The following is a 15,462-nucleotide window of genomic DNA, read 5'->3' as shown; positions in this document are numbered from 1 at the left end:
TTTGAGCCCGTCCGGCGATTGAGGACGAAACGGCAGCCCGCTCGCGGGGCAGGAACCCGCCGGGAGGGCTCCCGGTACGCTGGGTTCATGAGTGCCGTACCCCGTTCCGAGAAGCCGACCGGCCGTTTCCGCCGGATGCTCGACCGGCTGTCCACCTCGCAGGAGGAGCTGCACGACGCGGAGCTGCAGCAGGACACGGAGGCCGCGGGCTGCACGCGGATATGCGACTGCGACGACCGCCAGATAGTCAAGGTCACCGGTACGCTGCGGACCGTCACTCTGCGTCCGCGCGCCGGTGTTCCCGCTCTGGAGGCCGAGCTGTTCGACGGCTCGGCCGCGCTCGACGTCGTGTGGCTCGGCCGTCGTTCCATCGTCGGCATAGAGCCCGGCCGTAAGCTGATCGCCTCCGGCCGGATCTCGATGAGCCGCGGCCGCCGGGTGCTGTTCAATCCCAAGTACGAACTCCGACCGCTCGGACAGGAGTAGCGGGTGACGTCTCTCGACAAGCCGATCGTTGACCAGCAGGGGACGGGCGGTGACGCCGACGCGTCGGCAGCCACCAAGGCCGCCCTGTTCGAGGCCTTCGGCGGGGTGCGGGGCATGGTCGAGACGACCGTGCCCGGGCTGGTCTTCGTGGCGATCTTCACCGCCAAGCGGGACATCCACACCGCGGCCATCGCCGCACTGGGCCTCTCGCTGCTGATGGGCGTCGCCCGGCTGCTGCGCAAGGACACCGTCAAACACGCCTTCAGCGGCGTCTTCGGGGTGGCCATCGGCGCGGTCTTCGCGATGATGACCGGTGACGCCAAGAACTTCCACCTGCCGGGCATGCTCTACACCCTGGGCCTGGCCGTGGCGTACATCGTCACGTCGCTGGCGGGCTATCCGCTGCTCGGGCTGATCCTGGGCCCGGTGTTCAAGGAGAACCTCTCCTGGCGGACCCGCAACCCCGGCCGCAAGGTGGCCTACACCAAGGCGAGCTGGGCGTGGGGCCTGATCCTGCTGGCCAAGTCGGCGATCCTCTTCCCGCTGTACTGGTGGGGCGACGCCACGGAGCTCGGCTGGGTGAAGGTGGCCCTCGGCATTCCGCCGATGCTGCTGTCCGTCTACCTGACCTGGATCTTCCTGGCCAAGGCGCCGCCGCCGATCGACGTGATCGCGGAGATGGAGGCGGAGGAAGCGGCGGAGGCCGCGGAGCGCGCCGAGGGCGCGGAGAGCAGCAAGGCCCTGAGCTAGCCGCTCCCCTCCCTCACGCAGACGAAGAAGACGCCGGGCGGGCTCGTGGAAACGAGCCCGCCCGGCGTCTTCGCGCGGTGCGGCGGAGAGGGCTAGGCCTCCCGCGTGGCCGACAGCAGGTCCTCCAGCTGCTCCTCGCGCGCCGGAGCCGCCACGAACAGCAGTTCGTCACCCGCCTCCAGGGCGTCCTCGCGGCTGGGCGTGAGCACGCGGTTGCCGCGGATGATCGTGACGAGCGAGGTGTCGTCCGGCCAGTCCACGTCGCCGACCCGGGTGCCGGCCAGCGCCGACTCCGGCGGCAGCGTCAGCTCGACCAGGTTGGCGTCGCCCTGGCTGAAGCGCATCAGCCGCACCAGGTCGCCGACGCTCACGGCCTCCTCGACCAGCGCCGACATCAGGCGCGGCGTGGACACGGCCACGTCGACGCCCCAGGACTCGTTGAACAGCCACTCGTTCTTGGGGTTGTTCACCCGGGCCACGACCCGGGGCACCCCGTACTCGGTCTTGGCCAGCAGGGAGACGACCAGGTTGACCTTGTCGTCACCCGTGGCCGCGATGACCACGTTGCAGCGCTGCAGCGCCGCCTCGTCCAGCGAGGTGATCTCGCAGGCGTCGGCCAGCAGCCACTCCGCGAGCGGCACCCGCTCGACCGAGATGGCGGTCGGGGCCTTGTCGACGAGCAGCACCTCGTGGCCGTTCTCCAGCAGCTCGCCCGCGATGGAGCGGCCGACGGCACCGGCACCGGCAATGGCGACCCTCATCAGTGCGCCTCCTCGGGGCCGTGCGCGAACGACGCCTCGACCTTCTCGACCTCGTCGGTGCGCATCATCACGTGCACCAGATCGCCTTCCTGCAACACCGTCGAGGACGTCGGCAGCATCGCCTCACCCAGCCGGGTGAGGAACGCCACCCGCACGCCGGTCTCCTCCTGGAGCTTGCTGATCTTGTGGCCGACCCAGGCGTCGGAGGCCGGCACCTCGGCCAGCTGCACGCCGCCGCTCGGGTCGCGCCACAGCGGCTCCGCGCCGGACGGCAGCAGCCGCCGCAGCATCTGGTCGGCCGTCCACCGGACGGTGGCCACGGTCGGGATGCCGAGCCGCTGGTAGACCTCGGCGCGCCGCGGGTCGTAGATCCGCGCGGCCACGTTCTCGACGCCGAACATCTCGCGGGCCACCCGGGCCGCGATGATGTTGGAGTTGTCGCCGCTGCTGACGGCCGCGAACGCGCCCGCCTCCTCGATGCCCGCCTCGCGCAGGGTGTCCTGGTCGAAGCCGACGCCGGTGACGCGGCGGCCGCCGAACCCGGAGCCCAGGCGGCGGAAGGCCGTCGGGTCCTGGTCGATCACGGCCACCGTGTGACCCTGCTGCTCAAGGGTCTGGGCGAGGGCCGAGCCCACACGCCCGCAGCCCATGATCACAATGTGCACGACGCTTACCCCACGCTCCGGACTACCGCGCTGACCTGCACCAACAACCTGCTCACGTGTTCCCTTCCGGTGTGCTGCGCCCGCGTGGCCGAATGCTGCCCGCGGTATCGGCGCGGAACCTCCCCCGAGGGGACGCCCGCGCCGGTGCATGGGACCACCGTATCCGCAACGCCCCGCGCCGCTTCGACCCCGTCCTCCGAGTGGCCCCCCGACCCGCCGCCGGGGTGGTGGTCCGGGCACACCTCAGGGCCCCTCCGGGGCGCCGTCCGGCGCCTCACGGGCCGCCGGGTGGTGGTGAGGCCACCATCGCGAGGGGCACGCGGGTGGCCTTGACACCTGGGCGCAGGGGGGTGCGCGGCAGCACCGTGGAGAGAGCCACCCAGCAGCCGAGATGGGGGATTGACGATGAGTGGTGTTGCTCTCTACCCGCGGACCGCACGGACCACACGGACCGCCGTTCCCGCCCCGGCCCGCTCCGGCTCCCAGGATCCCGAATCCCAGGGCCCCGATTCCCAGGACGACGTACTGGCCGAGCTGTGCGCCGCCCTCTTCGCCTCGCTGCCGCGCAGCGACCAGCGGCGCCGGGGCGAGGCCTACGTGCGCGGCCTGCTGGGCACCCAGGGCCGCAAGTCCATCCGCAACATCGCGGCGCTCATCGGCGGCCAGGCCGCCGAGCAGAGCCTGCACCACTTCATCTCCAGCTCCACCTGGGACTGGATCCCCGTGCGCCGCGCCCTCGCCCACTACCTCGCCCGGGTCTCGCCCCCGCACGCGTGGGTCGTGCGCCCCATGGTCATCCCCAAGGCCGGCGACAACTCGGTGGGCGTCGACCGCCGCTTCTGCCCCGCCGTCGGCCAGGTGCTCAACGCGCAGGAGGCCGTCGGCGTCTGGGCCGCCTCCGCCGGGCACAGCACCCCCGTCAACTGGCGGCTGCACCTCTCCGACGCCTGGCTGCAGGATGCCCTCCGGCGCGGCCAGGCCTCCATCCCCGACTCGGTCCGCCCGGAGACCCTGGGCGAGTGCACCGTCGAGGCGTACACGGGGATGATGCGGGACTGGGGGCTGCCGCTGCGCCCCCTGGTCCTGGACGCCCGTGACATGGACGCCCCCGCGGCCCTGCTGCGGCTGCGCGCCTGCGGCGTGCCGGCCATGGCCCGCATCAGCCACTCGCTGCGGCTCACCGTCTCCGGCCCGGCCGTGCCGGGCCGCGGCGCGGAGGCGCTGCCGGCCCACCAGATCCTCGGGGCGGCCCGCGACCTGCGGCGCCCGGTGATGTGGCGCGACCACGGCCCCTCGCGGGTCGTCCGGACCGCGCTGACCGCGGCCGTGCGCGTGGGGCTGCCGGCGCTGCGCACGGCGGCCGTGCCGGGGCCTGCGCGGCGCCGCGAGTTACTCCTGCTGGGCGTGGGGGAGAACGGCCGGCGCTGGCCGGCCGAGCTGTGGCTGACGGACATGGTCAACGTCCCGCCCGCCGCCCTCGTCCGGCTGGCCAAGCTCCTGGACCGGGTCGACCGGGACTTCACCGAGATCTCCGACGAGGTCGGCATCCGCGACTTCGCGGGCCGCTCGTTCAGCGGCTGGCACCGGCACGTCACGCTCGCCTCCGCCGCCCACGCCGTGGCCGCGCTCACCGGCCGTCCGGAGGAGGGCCTGCGGCTCGGCTACGTCTCCTGACCCTCCGGGGGGCCGCCGCCCTCGGCGGGCGCGGCCCGCTCGCCCAGCCGCAGGCTGTGCCGCACCCGGAAGACCCGCAGGGCCAGCTGCACCTCCAGGGCGCGCTCGGGCTGCTGCCACTGCGGCCCCAGCAGCTCACTGATCCGCTCCAGGCGCCGGGCCACCGTATTGGGGTGCACATGAAGCTTCTTGGCCGCGTTCGTCGGGCTGCCGCCCGCCTCGAAGTACGTCTCCAGCGTGCGCGTCAGGTCCGTGAACCGCTGCTGGTCGTAGTCGATGACCGGACCGATGGCCGAGTCGACGAACCCCTCGACGTCGTGGTTGTCGGAGAGCAGCACCCCGAGGAAGCCCAGCTCACGCACCGACGCCGAGCGGCCGATGACTCCGAGCGAGGTCATCGCGTCCAGGCAGCGCAGCGCCTCTTGGAAGGCGTGGTGGACGGAGGCCGGCCCCGCGACCGGGCCGGCGGAGCTCACCGTCACCGGGTGGCCGAGGAGCGGGGACAGCTCCGCGGAGACGGCGCGGCCCGCGCCGCCCGCGTCCGAGCCGGGCAGCAGCAGCACCGCGCAGCCGTTGTGCATGCTCTTGAGCCCGCTGAGCCGGTGCGCGTACGACGACGCCCAGATCGCCGTCTTGCCGCGGGCGTCGCCCTCGGGCCGCGCCACGACCACGACGTGCGGCTTGCTCAGGTCGATGCCGAGCCGCCGCGCGTGCGCCTCCAGCTGGTGGGGCGGGCGCTGCGGGCTCGCCAGCAGGTCGGCGAGGAAGTCGTCGCGGACCTGCCCCTCCGCGATCGCCGTGCGGCTGCTCTCCACCAGCAGCTGGACGGCCATGACCTGCGCGACCAGCCGCAGCAGGCGCTCGTCCTGCACCGCGCCGGGCCGGTCGGGGCGCAGCAGCAGGGTGCCGAGGTTGCTGCCGGTGCCCGCGGAGATCGGCACGGCCCACAGGCCGTCGTCGAGGGCGACGGGCTCGCGCGCGGCGTGGGCGTCCATGGCGGCGGGCACGAGCAGCGACTCGGGGTCCGCGCCCTCGTCCCGCACGTCCCCGGCGGCGCAGAGGATGGTGCCGTTGGCGGCGCACACCTGGACCGCCGCGGCGCCCAGCTCGGTGGCCGACGCCCGGGCCAGGGCGTCCAGGTCGCAGTCGCCCAGCACCAGCTGGATCAGCCGGTGCTGGGTGTCGCTGAGCTCCTGCGCGCTGCGCAGCCCCGCCTCGACCCGCGTGGAGTGCTGCTCCAGCTCGGCCACCAGGGCGGTGGTCCGGTCCAGCAGCTCGGCCTTCTCTATGGCCACGCCGGCGAGGTCGCCCAGCGAGCTGAGCAGCGCTATCTCGTCCGTGGTGAAGTGCCGGACCTTGCGCTCGGCGACGTACAGCGTGCCGAAGGGGCGCGCCCCGCGGTTCAGCGGGACGGCGAGGACGGCCTGCAGGCCCTCGGCCTTCACCACGTAGTCGATGTCGCCGCTGTGCTGGATGCGCTCGTCGGCGAGGTAGTCCGGCGTCCAGAACGGGGAGGGGTTGGACATGACGGCGGAGCCCAGCCCGCTCCCGCCGGGCAGCCGCAGGCCGACGTTGAACGCGGTCGTGTGGCCGTCGGAGGCGCGGATGGTGACGTATCGTTCCCCCTCGTCGTACATTCCGATGTACGACATGTCGACGGCGAGCAGCAGCCGGGCGCGCCGCAGGATGACCTTCAGCAGCGTGTCGAGGTCGTGCGGGGTGGCCAGGTCGCGCGCGGTGTCGACGAGGGCGGACAGCCCGGCCTCCCGCTGCTGCTGACGCTCCGTCCAGGTCCGTATGGTCAGGCCGAGGTGGACGGCGCGGTCGAGCCGGGCGAGGACGGCGGCGCTCGCACCGGAAGCGCGGATCCGTTCGATGAGGGCTTCGTATTCCTGGGCCGGAGCCCCGGCGGCCAATAGCTCCAGCACGGCGAATATGCCGTCCTCGGACATGCCTTGCGACACGATGCCCCCCGGGTCCGGTGCGCTCTGCCGCACGGATAGAGCCGCGGCACGGTATGCGGGGAAGCTATGCACACCGGCAGTGGCGCGTCAACCGCTGCCGATCAAGAGGGTCAGCGGCGGGCGGCGGGCCCCGCGCGGTGGTGTCCGGACCACCGCCGAAACTCGCGGGTGTGTTACTGGATCACCTTCCTCTTTAGCGTCCCAATAGGTGAAGGTTGATGAACACCGGGACCTGGTCCGGGAGTTGTCGCTGATTCAGGGGGATCGGTATGACGGGGGTACGGGACTACAGGCTCTCTCTGGAGCGCAGCCGCCGGGCGCTCGTGCGGGAGGACCGGCCGGCCGTTTTCACGATGCGCGGCCGGGAGTGGGATCTGTTACCGGAGGTGTTTGCTCCGATTTACTCTCCGGCGACGGAAATCACCCTGGACTTCCTGGACCTGACGGAAAGGGCCGCGGAATCCGCCGTCCTGCGCAACGGATCTCTCCTGGAGATCGGAAGCGGCACCGGCGTCGTGGCGGTGGCGGCGGCCCTGGCGGGCTGCACCCGGGTCCTCGCGACCGACATCAATCCCGCCGCGGTGCTGAACACCGAGCGGAACGCGGCCCGGCACGGAGTGCCGGACAGGGTCTCCGGCCTGCACAGCGACCTCTTCGAAAGCCTCACCGGACAGGAGGGGTTCGACACGGTTTTCTGGCACTCGAATTTCGTCCTCGCGCCGCCGGACTACCGGCCCAGAACCATGCACGAGAGGGCCTACGTCGACCCCGGCTACGCCGCGCACCGCCGCTTCCTCCAGCAGGCGCCGGACCGGCTCGCCCCGGGCGGCAGGGTCCTGCTGCACTTCAGCACCAGGGGGGACGTGCCCGCCCTGCACCGGATCGCGGACGCGTGCGGCCGCCGGCTGGACGTGGTCCGCCGCACCGTCGTACGGGAAGGCCGGCACGAGGTCGAACACATGCTGATGGAAGTGACGCCGGCGGCGGATTCCGTCCGCCGCCCGGAAGTCGTCCGATAACGCCGAAACGGGGGAAACGTGCGTACGTTATTAGTCGACAACTACGACTCCTTCACCTACAACCTGTTCCACTACCTGGCCGAGGTCAACGGCCGCGAACCGGAAGTCGTCACCAACGACGACCGGGCCTGGCGGGCGAAACACCTCGCCGAATTCGACAACGTCGTCATATCGCCCGGCCCCGGCACCCCGGAACGGGCGGCGGACTTCGGCATCTGCACGGAAATCCTGCGCGACGGCGGCCTGCCGACGCTCGGCGTCTGCCTCGGCCACCAGGGCATCGCACTCCTGTACGGGGGCGAAGTCGGCCGGGCCCCGGAGCCGTACCACGGCCGGGTCTCGCCCGTCCTCCACGGGGGCACCGGCCTGTTCGAGGGGCTCCCGTCCCCCTTTCCGGCCGTGCGCTACCACTCGCTGTCCGCCCGCAGGCTGCCCGCCGTCCTGGAGGTCACGGCACGGACGCCCGACGGCCTCGTGATGGGGCTGCGGCACCGCGAGCGCCCGCTGTGGGGAGTGCAGTTCCACCCGGAGTCGATCGGGAGCGAGCACGGGCACCGCATTCTGGACAACTTCCGGAGGCTGAGCGAACGCCCCGGGAAGCCGGTCATCGCGACCAAGCCCCCCGCGCCACCGCGGAAGACGAAGGAAGAACCGTCCCGCACCCTGCGGATCCTGACCGCGGCCCTGCCGACGAGCTGGGACGACGAGGTGGTGTTCGACCGCCTGTTCCGCAGGGGCACGCACCCCTACTGGCTCGACAGCAGCAGCCGGGACGAGCGGACGGGCAGGTTCTCCATCATGGGGGACGCCGGCGGCCCGCTCGCCCGCACCGTCACCGCCGACGTCCACAGCAGCACCGTGACGGTCCGCTCGCGCCGCACCACCGAAGTCGTCACGGGACGGTTCCTCGACTGGCTCGACCGCGACCTGCGCGCGACCCGCACCGACGTGCCGCCCCTCCCCTTCGACTTCGCGCTCGGCTGGGTGGGCTACCTCGGCTACGGCCTCAAAGCGGAGTGCGGCGGCGAGCCGGGCCACCGGTCCGGCGAGCCCGACGCCACCATGGTCTTCGCCGACCGGGCCGTCGTCCTCGACCACGCGACCGGAACCACCCACCTCCTCGCCCTCGCCGAGGACGGCGACGAGTGCGCGGCCCGCACCTGGCTCGACACCACCGCCCGCAGGCTCGCGGCGCTCACCGGGCTGCGCCCCTTTCCGGCCCGCCGCCCCGGCACCCTCGGAGCCCTGCGGCTGCGCCACGATCGCGACGCGTACCTCCGGCTGATCGACACGTGCCAGGAACAGATCGCGGCGGGGGAGTCGTACGAGATCTGCCTGACCAACATGGCCGAAACCGCGGGCACGCTGGACCCCTGGGACGGCTACCGCTACCTGCGCCGCACCAGCCCCGCCCCCTTCGGCGCCCTGCTCTCCTTCGGCGGGCTGTCGGTCCTCAGCACCTCGCCCGAACGGTTCCTGCGCATCGACCGCGAGGGCCGGGCGGAGTCGCGCCCCATCAAGGGCACCCGCCCGCGCGGCGCGACCCCCCAGGACGACGCCCGGCTCGCCGAGGACCTCGCGACCGACGAGAAGGACCGCGCGGAGAACCTGATGATCGTGGACCTGGTCCGCAACGACCTGGGCCGCTGCGCGCGGATCGGCTCGGTCGAGGCGAAGGACGTCTTCCGCGTGGAGAGCTACGCGAAGGCCCACCAGCTCGTCAGCACGGTCCGGGCGACCCTGCGCGAGGACCACTCCGCGGTCTCCTGCGTGCGGGCGGCCTTCCCGCCGGGCTCGATGACGGGAGCGCCCAAGATCCGCACGATGCAGATCATCGACGCCCTCGAAGAGGGCCCCCGGGGCGTGTACTCGGGAGCGATCGGCTACTTCTCCCTCACGGGAGCGGCCGACTTGAGCGTGGTGATCCGCACCGCGGTGGTCACCCCGGACCGGGTCCGTTACGGGGTGGGCGGCGCGATCATCGCGCTCTCCGACCCGGAAGAGGAGTACGAGGAAACGGCGGTGAAGGCGGCTCCGCTCACCACCCTGACGGGCAAGGACTTCCCGGACCGCAGGCCGGCGAGGGACGCGGTGGGAATCTGACGACGGCCCGCCGGCGGTCAGGGCACGACGAGACGAGGGGCCGGGCCTCCACCCCGGAGGAACCGGCCCCGCACTCATTCCGCCCCGCCCCGCATCCGCGCCGCCACCGCCCCCCGCAACCCCCGCCAGGAGGACACCTCGTGCGCCACGCTGTCCGCCTCCAGCCTCTTGGCGACCTCGCCGAACGACACCCCGCACCGCTCCAGCCGCGCCACCGCCGCCCGGGCCGCCCCGTCCTGCCCGGTCAGGGTGTCGCCCCGCAACCGCCCCCGCTCCACGACGGCTTCCAGCGCGGCCGACGACAGGGCGCTGACAGTGCCCCAGGCGACCAGCGCTTCGACGTACGGAACGCCGGAGCCGGCGGACCCACCGGGGGTGGCGGGGACGGCGGAGCCACCGGAGCTGCCGGAGACGGCGGAATCGCCGGAACCGACGGACCACATGAGCCGCTGCGGCCGCGCCCCGGCCGACGCCAGAACCCGCCACCGCGCGCTCCCGAGCCCTTCCTCGTACCGCTGGTACACGAGCCGGGCGACGGCGAGGGCGGCCGTGCCGCGCAGTTCGGGGGCGGCCCCCACCGAGCGCAGCAGCCCGTCGACCTCGGCGTCGAGCCGGGCGACGGGCAGGCCGGCGACCGAGGGGATCACGGACAGGTCCAGGCCGGCGCCCCGGGCCCGTTCGAGCCCCTCGAACCAGGCCTCCACGACGTGCTCGTAGCGCTGGACGGAGAAGATCCCGGTGACGTGCACGCCGATGCCCCGGGCGAGGCACTCGCCGGCCGCGGCGAGCCCCGCGTCCGTGGCGGGGAGCTTCACCAGGGCGTTGGGCCGGCAGGCGGCGCGGTGCAGGGCGACCGCGGAGTCGGCGAGGGCCCCGGCGCACCCGCCGGGGTGGACGACCGGGTCCATGGAGACGTGCCCGTCGAGCCCTTGGGTCGCCGCGAAGACCGGCTGCAGTTCGTCGCAGGCGGTCCGCAGGTCGTACGCGCAGAGCGCCTGCACGGCCGTGGTCAGGGGGACGGACCGGCAGGTCAGATGGCTCAGCTGCTGGGCGTAGGACGTGCCGCCGGCCACCTCGGCCGCGAGCGCCGCGGGATCGGTCGTGGCCCCCCGTACGCGGCCGGCGGCGACGAGCCGGGTCAGCGTGCCGGAGGTGAGGAGCGAGCGGCGGAGGCCGTCGAGCCAGGGGGAGACGCCTTCGGCCAGCAGTTCCCGCAGGACCTCGCCTCCCGACGTCACCGTGCGCTCTCCCATGACAGGGTCGCCCCCTCTCCGGACGGTCCGCGGAAACACCTAGGGCAGAGGGCACGACAGTAAATCGGAACGAGGGCGGGGCAGAACAGCCCGCTGGTACTCCGTCAACTTGGCAAGAACGGGGACTTGACAGCCATGTGACGGAGCCGTGGCCCATCTGACGGAGTGCGGGAGGGCGCGTTGGCGGAACGGGGGCGACCTCGGACGATCGAGACGCGCGCAGGAGAACGCACGCACACCCACTCACCCCCACCTTCCCACCCGTCACGTCATCCCCCACCCCATGCCCCCCGCCCCCGGGCCGGAAGGGAGCCGCTCCCTGGAAAACCCCCGCACCACCTTGCTTGCTTTGTTCTCAAGAGCAGTCACTTAAGCGTTTTTGGAGACACCCATGACCGACGCTCTGCTCGACGTCCAGCACAAGCCCGCCCTCCAGCAGCCGGACTGGGGCGACGCCCCCCAGGTGCGCCGGGTCCGCGAGGAGCTCTCCCGCCGCCCGGCGCTCGTCCGCGCCGACGACGTGCGGACACTGCGCCACCACCTCGCGGAGGTGGCGCGCGGCGCGGCCCAGGTGGTCCAGGCGGGTGACTGCGCGGAGGACCCCGCGGAGTGCACCTCGGGCTACGTGGCCCGCAAGGCCGGCCTGCTGGACGTGCTGGCCGGCGTGATGAAGATGGTCGCCCACAAGCCCGTGGTCCGGGCGGGCCGCATGGCGGGCCAGTTCGCGAAGCCCCGCTCCAGTGCCACGGAGTGCGTGGCGGGCGGACTCGAACTGCCCGTCTACCGCGGCCACATGGTGAACAACCCGGAGCCGCACCCGGAGCGCCGCCGCCCCGACCCGCAGCGCCTGCTGTCCGGCTACCTCGCGGCGGGCGAGGCGATGACCCACCTCGGCTGGCTCGACCCGTCCCGCCGCTCGGGCGTCTGCCCGCCCGTGTGGACGAGCCACGAGGCGCTCCTGCTCGACTACGAACTGCCCATGGTGCGCACCGGCGAGGACGGCCGGCCCCTGCTGACGTCCACGCACTGGCCGTGGATCGGCGAACGCACGCGGCAGGCGGACGGCGCGCACGTGGCGCTGCTCGCGGCCGTGGCGAACCCGGTCGCCTGCAAGGTCGGCCCGAAGACGACGAAGGACGAACTCCTCGCCCTGTGCGAGCTCCTCGACCCGGACCGGGAGCACGGCCGGCTCACGCTGATCGCCCGCATGGGCGCGGACGCGGTGTCCGAGAAGCTGCCTCCGCTCGTGGCGGCGGTCCGCGACGCCGGGCACCCCGTGATCTGGCTCAGCGACCCGATGCACGGCAACACGGTCACGGCACCGGACGGGCTGAAGACGCGGCTGCTGGACACGGTGATCCGCGAGGTCCACGGCTTCCAGTGCTCGGTGCGGAAGGGTGGCGGCATCGCGGGCGGCCTGCACCTGGAGACGACGCCGGAGAACGTCACCGAGTGCGTACGCAACGAGGCGGGGCTCGCGCACGTGGGCGACAAGTACACGAGCTTCTGCGACCCGCGGCTCAACCCGCAGCAGGCCATCTCCGTCGTCTCCGCCTGGGAGGGCTGATCGCGATGACAGGCACTACAGGTACTGCAGGCACTGCAGGTAATACAGGCACTACAGGTGCTACTGGCACTACAGCCGCCGCAGGAATCCCCCGCATAGAGCCCTACCCCATGCCCACGGCGGGCGATCTGCCGCAGAACACCGCCCGCTGGGACGCCGATCCGGCCCGCGCCGTGCTGCTCGTCCACGACATGCAGCGCTACTTCCTCGGGCCGCTGCCGCAGGGCCTGCGCGACGAGCTCGTCGCCAACGCGGCGCTGCTGCGCCGGGCCGCGGCGGCGCTCGGCATCCCCGTGGCCTACACGGCCCAGCCGGGCGGCATGAGCGACGAACAGCGCGGTCTGCTCAAGGACTTCTGGGGCCCGGGCATGCGGGTCGACCCCGCGGACCGGCGCGTCGTCGAGCCGCTCGCCCCGGTCCCGGGGGACTGGGTCTTCACCAAGTGGCGCTACAGCGCCTTCTTCCGCTCCGACCTGCTGGGGCGGATGCGCGCCAACGGCCGCGACCAGCTGATCGTCTGCGGGGTGTACGCGCACGTGGGCGTGCTGATGAGCGCCGTCGACGCGTTCACCAACGACATCCGCCCGTTCCTGGTCGCGGACGCCGTCGCGGACTTCTCGCCCGCGTACCACCGGCTGGCCGTGGAATACGCGGCGGCGCGGTGCGCGGTCGTCACGACGACGAAGGACATGCTGCGCCGCCTGCAGGGCCCGGCCCGCCGGGCGGAGACGCTCACGGTCGAGGGAGCGGCGGTATGACCGGGAACAGCACGGCCCGCGGAGAGGAACCGGACATGACCGATGACCTGCTGGCGCGGATCCTCTCGCCCGAGCCGCCGGCCTTCGCCCTCCTCCACCGCCCCGAGACCACGGGGCCGGGGGCGGTGGAACTGCTCCTGGGGGAGATGTCGGCGCCGAAGACGCTGGGGGAGATCCGGCTACGGGAGTCCCCGGGGGCATCAGGGACCGCACCAGGCACCGCACCAGGCACCGCACCAGGCGCCGCGCCCGCGCCCGCCCCGGCCGACGTCCTGGCGATCGTCCCCTACCGCCAGATCGCCGAGCGGGGCTTCCGCGGCGCGGACGACGGCGCGCCGCTGCTCGCCATGACCGTCACGCACCAGGCCGTCCTGCCGCTCGCCGAGGTGCTGGCCCGTATCCCCGAGACGCCGATCGCCCTCTCCGGCGGGCACTTCGACATGGACGACGCCACGTACGCGGACACCGTCCGCCGCGTCGTCGCCGACGAGATCGGCGAGGGCGAGGGCGCGAACTTCGTCATCAAGCGCTCGTTCCGGGCCGGGATCGACGGCTACACGCCCGCCCACGCCCTCACGTTCTTCCGCCGCCTCCTGGAGCGCGAGTCGGGCGCGTACTGGACGTTCGCCGTGCACACCGGCGAGCGCACGTTCGTCGGGGCCACGCCGGAGCGGCACATCAGCGTCCGCGGCGGCACCGCCGTGATGAACCCCATCAGCGGCACCTACCGCTACCCGGCCGCCGGCCCGAGCCTGCCCGAGGTCATGGACTTCCTCGCCGACCGCAAGGAGGCCGACGAGCTGTACATGGTCGTCGACGAGGAGCTGAAGATGATGGCCCGCATCTGCGCGGGCGGCGGGCGCGTGGTGGGCCCGTACCTGAAGGAGATGGCGCGCCTCGCCCACACCGAGTACTTCATCGAGGGCACGACCGACCGCGACCCGCGCGAGATCCTGCGCGAGACGATGTTCGCGCCGACGGTCACCGGCAGCCCGCTGGAGAGCGCCTGCCGGGTCATCGACCGCTACGAGCCCCAGGGCCGCGGCTACTACAGCGGCGTCCTCGCCCTCATCGGCCGCGACGCCGGCGGCGAGCGCACCCTGGACTCCTCCATCCTCATCCGCACCGCCGACATCGACCGCACGGGGCAGGTGCGCATCGGGGTGGGCGCGACCCTCGTGCGCCACTCCGACCCCGCCTCCGAGGTCGCCGAGACCCGCGCCAAGGCCGCCGGGCTGATCTCCGCCCTGGAGTCCGGCGGCGCGGCCCGCTTCGGCGGCCACCCGCGCGTACGGGCCGCCCTGGAGCAGCGCAACGACACCATCGCGGGCTTCTGGCTCGCCCAGGAGGCGGAACGCGCCCACCCCGCGCCGGGGCTGGCCGGGCGGCGCGTCCTGGTCGTGGACGCCGAGGACACCTTCACCTCGATGATCGGCCACCAGCTGCGCGCCATGGGGCTGACGGTGACCGTTCGCCGCTTCGACGAGCCGTACGCCTTCGACGGGCACGACCTCGTCGTGATGGGGCCCGGCCCCGGCGACCCCCGCGACGCCGGCCACCCCAAGATCGCCCACCTGCGGGGCGCCGTCCGCGCGCTCCTGGACGAGCGGCGGCCCTTCCTCGCCGTCTGCCTCAGCCACCAGGTGCTGTCCCTCGCCCTCGGCTTCGAGCTCGTCCGCCGGGACGTCCCCAACCAGGGCGTCCAGCGCGAGATCGACCTGTTCGGCGCACGGGAACGCGTCGGCTTCTACAACACCTTCGCCGCGCGCAGCGGCCACGACAGCGTGGACGTCGACGGGATCGGCACGGTCGGCGTCAGCCGCGACCGTGACACCGGGGAGGTGCACGCCCTGCGCGGGCCGCACTTCGCCTCCATGCAGTTCCACGCGGAATCGGTCCTCACACAAGGGGGGCCGCGCATCGTGGGCGGCCTGCTCGCCGCGCTCGCTCCGGAGGTGCCGGTCGCATGAACCTCGTGGGAACGACCGCGGCTCCCGCCGCCCCGGCGGGCGACGCCGCCGCGCGGGGCGGCTACATCCTCGCCGAGGCCCTGGACGCCGACCCGGGCGCCGCGGCACCCGACGTCGTCCTCGTCGCCGCGGGCGGCGAGGTGCCCGCGGCCCTGGACGCCCGCCGCATCCTGCAGCGCGAGGGCATCGCCACGCGCGTGGTGTCGATGCCCTGCGCGGCGTGGTTCCGGCAGCAGAGCCGCGCCTACCGCGACACCGTCCTGCCGCCCGGCGCGCCCGCCACCGTCTCGGTCGGGGCGGGCGCCGAAGTGGGCCGGTACGAGCTCTTGGGCGAGGCCGGCGGGACGGCCGGCAACACGGCCCTCGCCTCCTGCGACCGCGGCCTGTTCGACACCGCCGGCCTCACCGCGGAACGCGTCGCGGCCACGGCCCGCGCCACCCTGGCCCGCGCCGCGGGGGCCGCCCGCGCGGGGGAACGGGGGCGGCCGTGAG

At 73.2% G+C, this 15,462-nt stretch carries 13 protein-coding genes; 9 read left to right on the top strand and 4 right to left on the bottom strand.

From position 1 onward, the window contains the following. The first annotated feature begins 87 nt into the window (after positions 1-87). Both B7P34_RS31300 and B7P34_RS31295 read left to right on the top strand, forming a co-directional pair. Positions 88-486, top strand: coding sequence for an OB-fold nucleic acid binding domain-containing protein (locus B7P34_RS31300; RefSeq protein WP_078660120.1), 399 nt, complete (start codon positions 88-90; stop codon positions 484-486). Positions 487-489: 3 nt separating this feature from the next. Beyond that, entirely contained in the window at positions 490-1,236 is a 747-nt protein-coding gene (locus tag B7P34_RS31295; RefSeq protein WP_106681566.1) for a DUF3159 domain-containing protein, read from the top strand. A gap of 92 nt (positions 1,237-1,328) precedes the next feature. Here the strand turns inward: B7P34_RS31295 and B7P34_RS31290 are convergent, their stop codons facing one another. Both B7P34_RS31290 and B7P34_RS31285 read right to left on the bottom strand, forming a co-directional pair. Next, the gene (locus B7P34_RS31290) at positions 1,329-1,997 is read right to left on the bottom strand and encodes a potassium channel family protein (protein WP_106681565.1); all 669 of its coding nucleotides are present in this window, start codon (positions 1,995-1,997) and stop codon (positions 1,329-1,331) included. Beyond that, entirely contained in the window at positions 1,997-2,662 is a 666-nt protein-coding gene (locus B7P34_RS31285; RefSeq protein WP_106681564.1) for a potassium channel family protein, read from the bottom strand. Before B7P34_RS31285 ends, B7P34_RS31290 begins: the two co-directional genes overlap by 1 nt. A gap of 405 nt (positions 2,663-3,067) precedes the next feature. Here B7P34_RS31285 and B7P34_RS31275 point away from each other — a divergent pair, with 405 nt between their 5' ends. Then, positions 3,068-4,336 (top strand): IS701 family transposase, encoded by a 1,269-nt coding sequence (locus tag B7P34_RS31275; RefSeq protein ID WP_223268415.1) that lies wholly within the window; start codon positions 3,068-3,070, stop codon positions 4,334-4,336. On the opposite strand, the gene B7P34_RS31270 is transcribed toward B7P34_RS31275, so the two are convergent. Beyond that, complete coding sequence (locus B7P34_RS31270; protein ID WP_106681562.1) at positions 4,324-6,288, bottom strand: helix-turn-helix domain-containing protein; 1,965 nt, start codon at positions 6,286-6,288, stop codon at positions 4,324-4,326. The genes B7P34_RS31275 and B7P34_RS31270 overlap by 13 nt on opposite strands. A 398-nt stretch (positions 6,289-6,686) precedes the next feature. On the opposite strand from B7P34_RS31270, the gene B7P34_RS31265 reads away from it, so the two are divergent. Then, positions 6,687-7,319: a 50S ribosomal protein L11 methyltransferase gene (locus tag B7P34_RS31265; protein ID WP_223268414.1), complete on the top strand. Its 633-nt coding sequence runs from the start codon at positions 6,687-6,689 to the stop codon at positions 7,317-7,319. 18 nt (positions 7,320-7,337) lie between these two features. After that, positions 7,338-9,422, top strand: coding sequence for an aminodeoxychorismate synthase component I (pabB, locus tag B7P34_RS31260; protein ID WP_106681560.1), 2,085 nt, complete (start codon positions 7,338-7,340; stop codon positions 9,420-9,422). Between the two features lie 74 nt (positions 9,423-9,496). On the opposite strand, the gene B7P34_RS31255 is transcribed toward pabB, so the two are convergent. Continuing rightward, positions 9,497-10,675: a transaldolase family protein gene (locus tag B7P34_RS31255; protein WP_106681559.1), complete on the bottom strand. Its 1,179-nt coding sequence runs from the start codon at positions 10,673-10,675 to the stop codon at positions 9,497-9,499. A 391-nt stretch (positions 10,676-11,066) separates the two neighbouring features. Between B7P34_RS31255 and B7P34_RS31250 the strand changes: the two genes are divergently transcribed. The 4 genes from B7P34_RS31250 to B7P34_RS31235 all read left to right on the top strand — a co-directional run bounded on the left by B7P34_RS31250 (position 11,067) and on the right by B7P34_RS31235 (position 15,461). Continuing rightward, complete coding sequence (locus tag B7P34_RS31250) at positions 11,067-12,242, top strand: 3-deoxy-7-phosphoheptulonate synthase (protein WP_106681558.1); 1,176 nt, start codon at positions 11,067-11,069, stop codon at positions 12,240-12,242. A gap of 110 nt (positions 12,243-12,352) precedes the next feature. Continuing rightward, entirely contained in the window at positions 12,353-13,000 is a 648-nt protein-coding gene (locus B7P34_RS31245) for an isochorismatase family protein (protein ID WP_223268413.1), read from the top strand. A 35-nt stretch (positions 13,001-13,035) separates the two neighbouring features. Next, positions 13,036-14,970, top strand: coding sequence for an anthranilate synthase family protein (locus B7P34_RS31240; protein WP_106681567.1), 1,935 nt, complete (start codon positions 13,036-13,038; stop codon positions 14,968-14,970). Then, entirely contained in the window at positions 14,967-15,461 is a 495-nt protein-coding gene (locus B7P34_RS31235) for a transketolase-like TK C-terminal-containing protein (RefSeq protein WP_106681556.1), read from the top strand. The genes B7P34_RS31240 and B7P34_RS31235 overlap by 4 nt, the downstream gene beginning before the upstream one ends. The last annotated feature ends 1 nt before the right edge of the window (position 15,462 follow it).

Source organism: Streptosporangium nondiastaticum (assembly GCF_003011965.1).
GTDB classification, from domain to species: domain Bacteria; phylum Actinomycetota; class Actinomycetes; order Streptomycetales; family Streptomycetaceae; genus Streptomyces; species Streptomyces nondiastaticus.
The sequence above is the reverse complement of the archived record's forward strand: the minus strand, read 5'-3'. Positions and strand labels throughout refer to the sequence as shown.

Coding starts and splice junctions, on each gene's coding strand:
- B7P34_RS31255 (WP_106681559.1), bottom strand. CDS start 10,675: ATGGGAGAGCGCACGGTGACGTCGGGAGGCGAGGTCCTGCGGGAACTG.
- B7P34_RS31275 (WP_223268415.1), top strand. CDS start 3,068: ATGAGTGGTGTTGCTCTCTACCCGCGGACCGCACGGACCACACGGACC.
- B7P34_RS31270 (WP_106681562.1), bottom strand. CDS start 6,288: ATGTCCGAGGACGGCATATTCGCCGTGCTGGAGCTATTGGCCGCCGGG.
- B7P34_RS31250 (WP_106681558.1), top strand. CDS start 11,067: ATGACCGACGCTCTGCTCGACGTCCAGCACAAGCCCGCCCTCCAGCAG.
- B7P34_RS31290 (WP_106681565.1), bottom strand. CDS start 1,997: ATGAGGGTCGCCATTGCCGGTGCCGGTGCCGTCGGCCGCTCCATCGCG.
- B7P34_RS31300 (WP_078660120.1), top strand. CDS start 88: ATGAGTGCCGTACCCCGTTCCGAGAAGCCGACCGGCCGTTTCCGCCGG.
- B7P34_RS31245 (WP_223268413.1), top strand. CDS start 12,353: ATGCCCACGGCGGGCGATCTGCCGCAGAACACCGCCCGCTGGGACGCC.
- B7P34_RS31240 (WP_106681567.1), top strand. CDS start 13,036: ATGACCGATGACCTGCTGGCGCGGATCCTCTCGCCCGAGCCGCCGGCC.
- B7P34_RS31235 (WP_106681556.1), top strand. CDS start 14,967: ATGAACCTCGTGGGAACGACCGCGGCTCCCGCCGCCCCGGCGGGCGAC.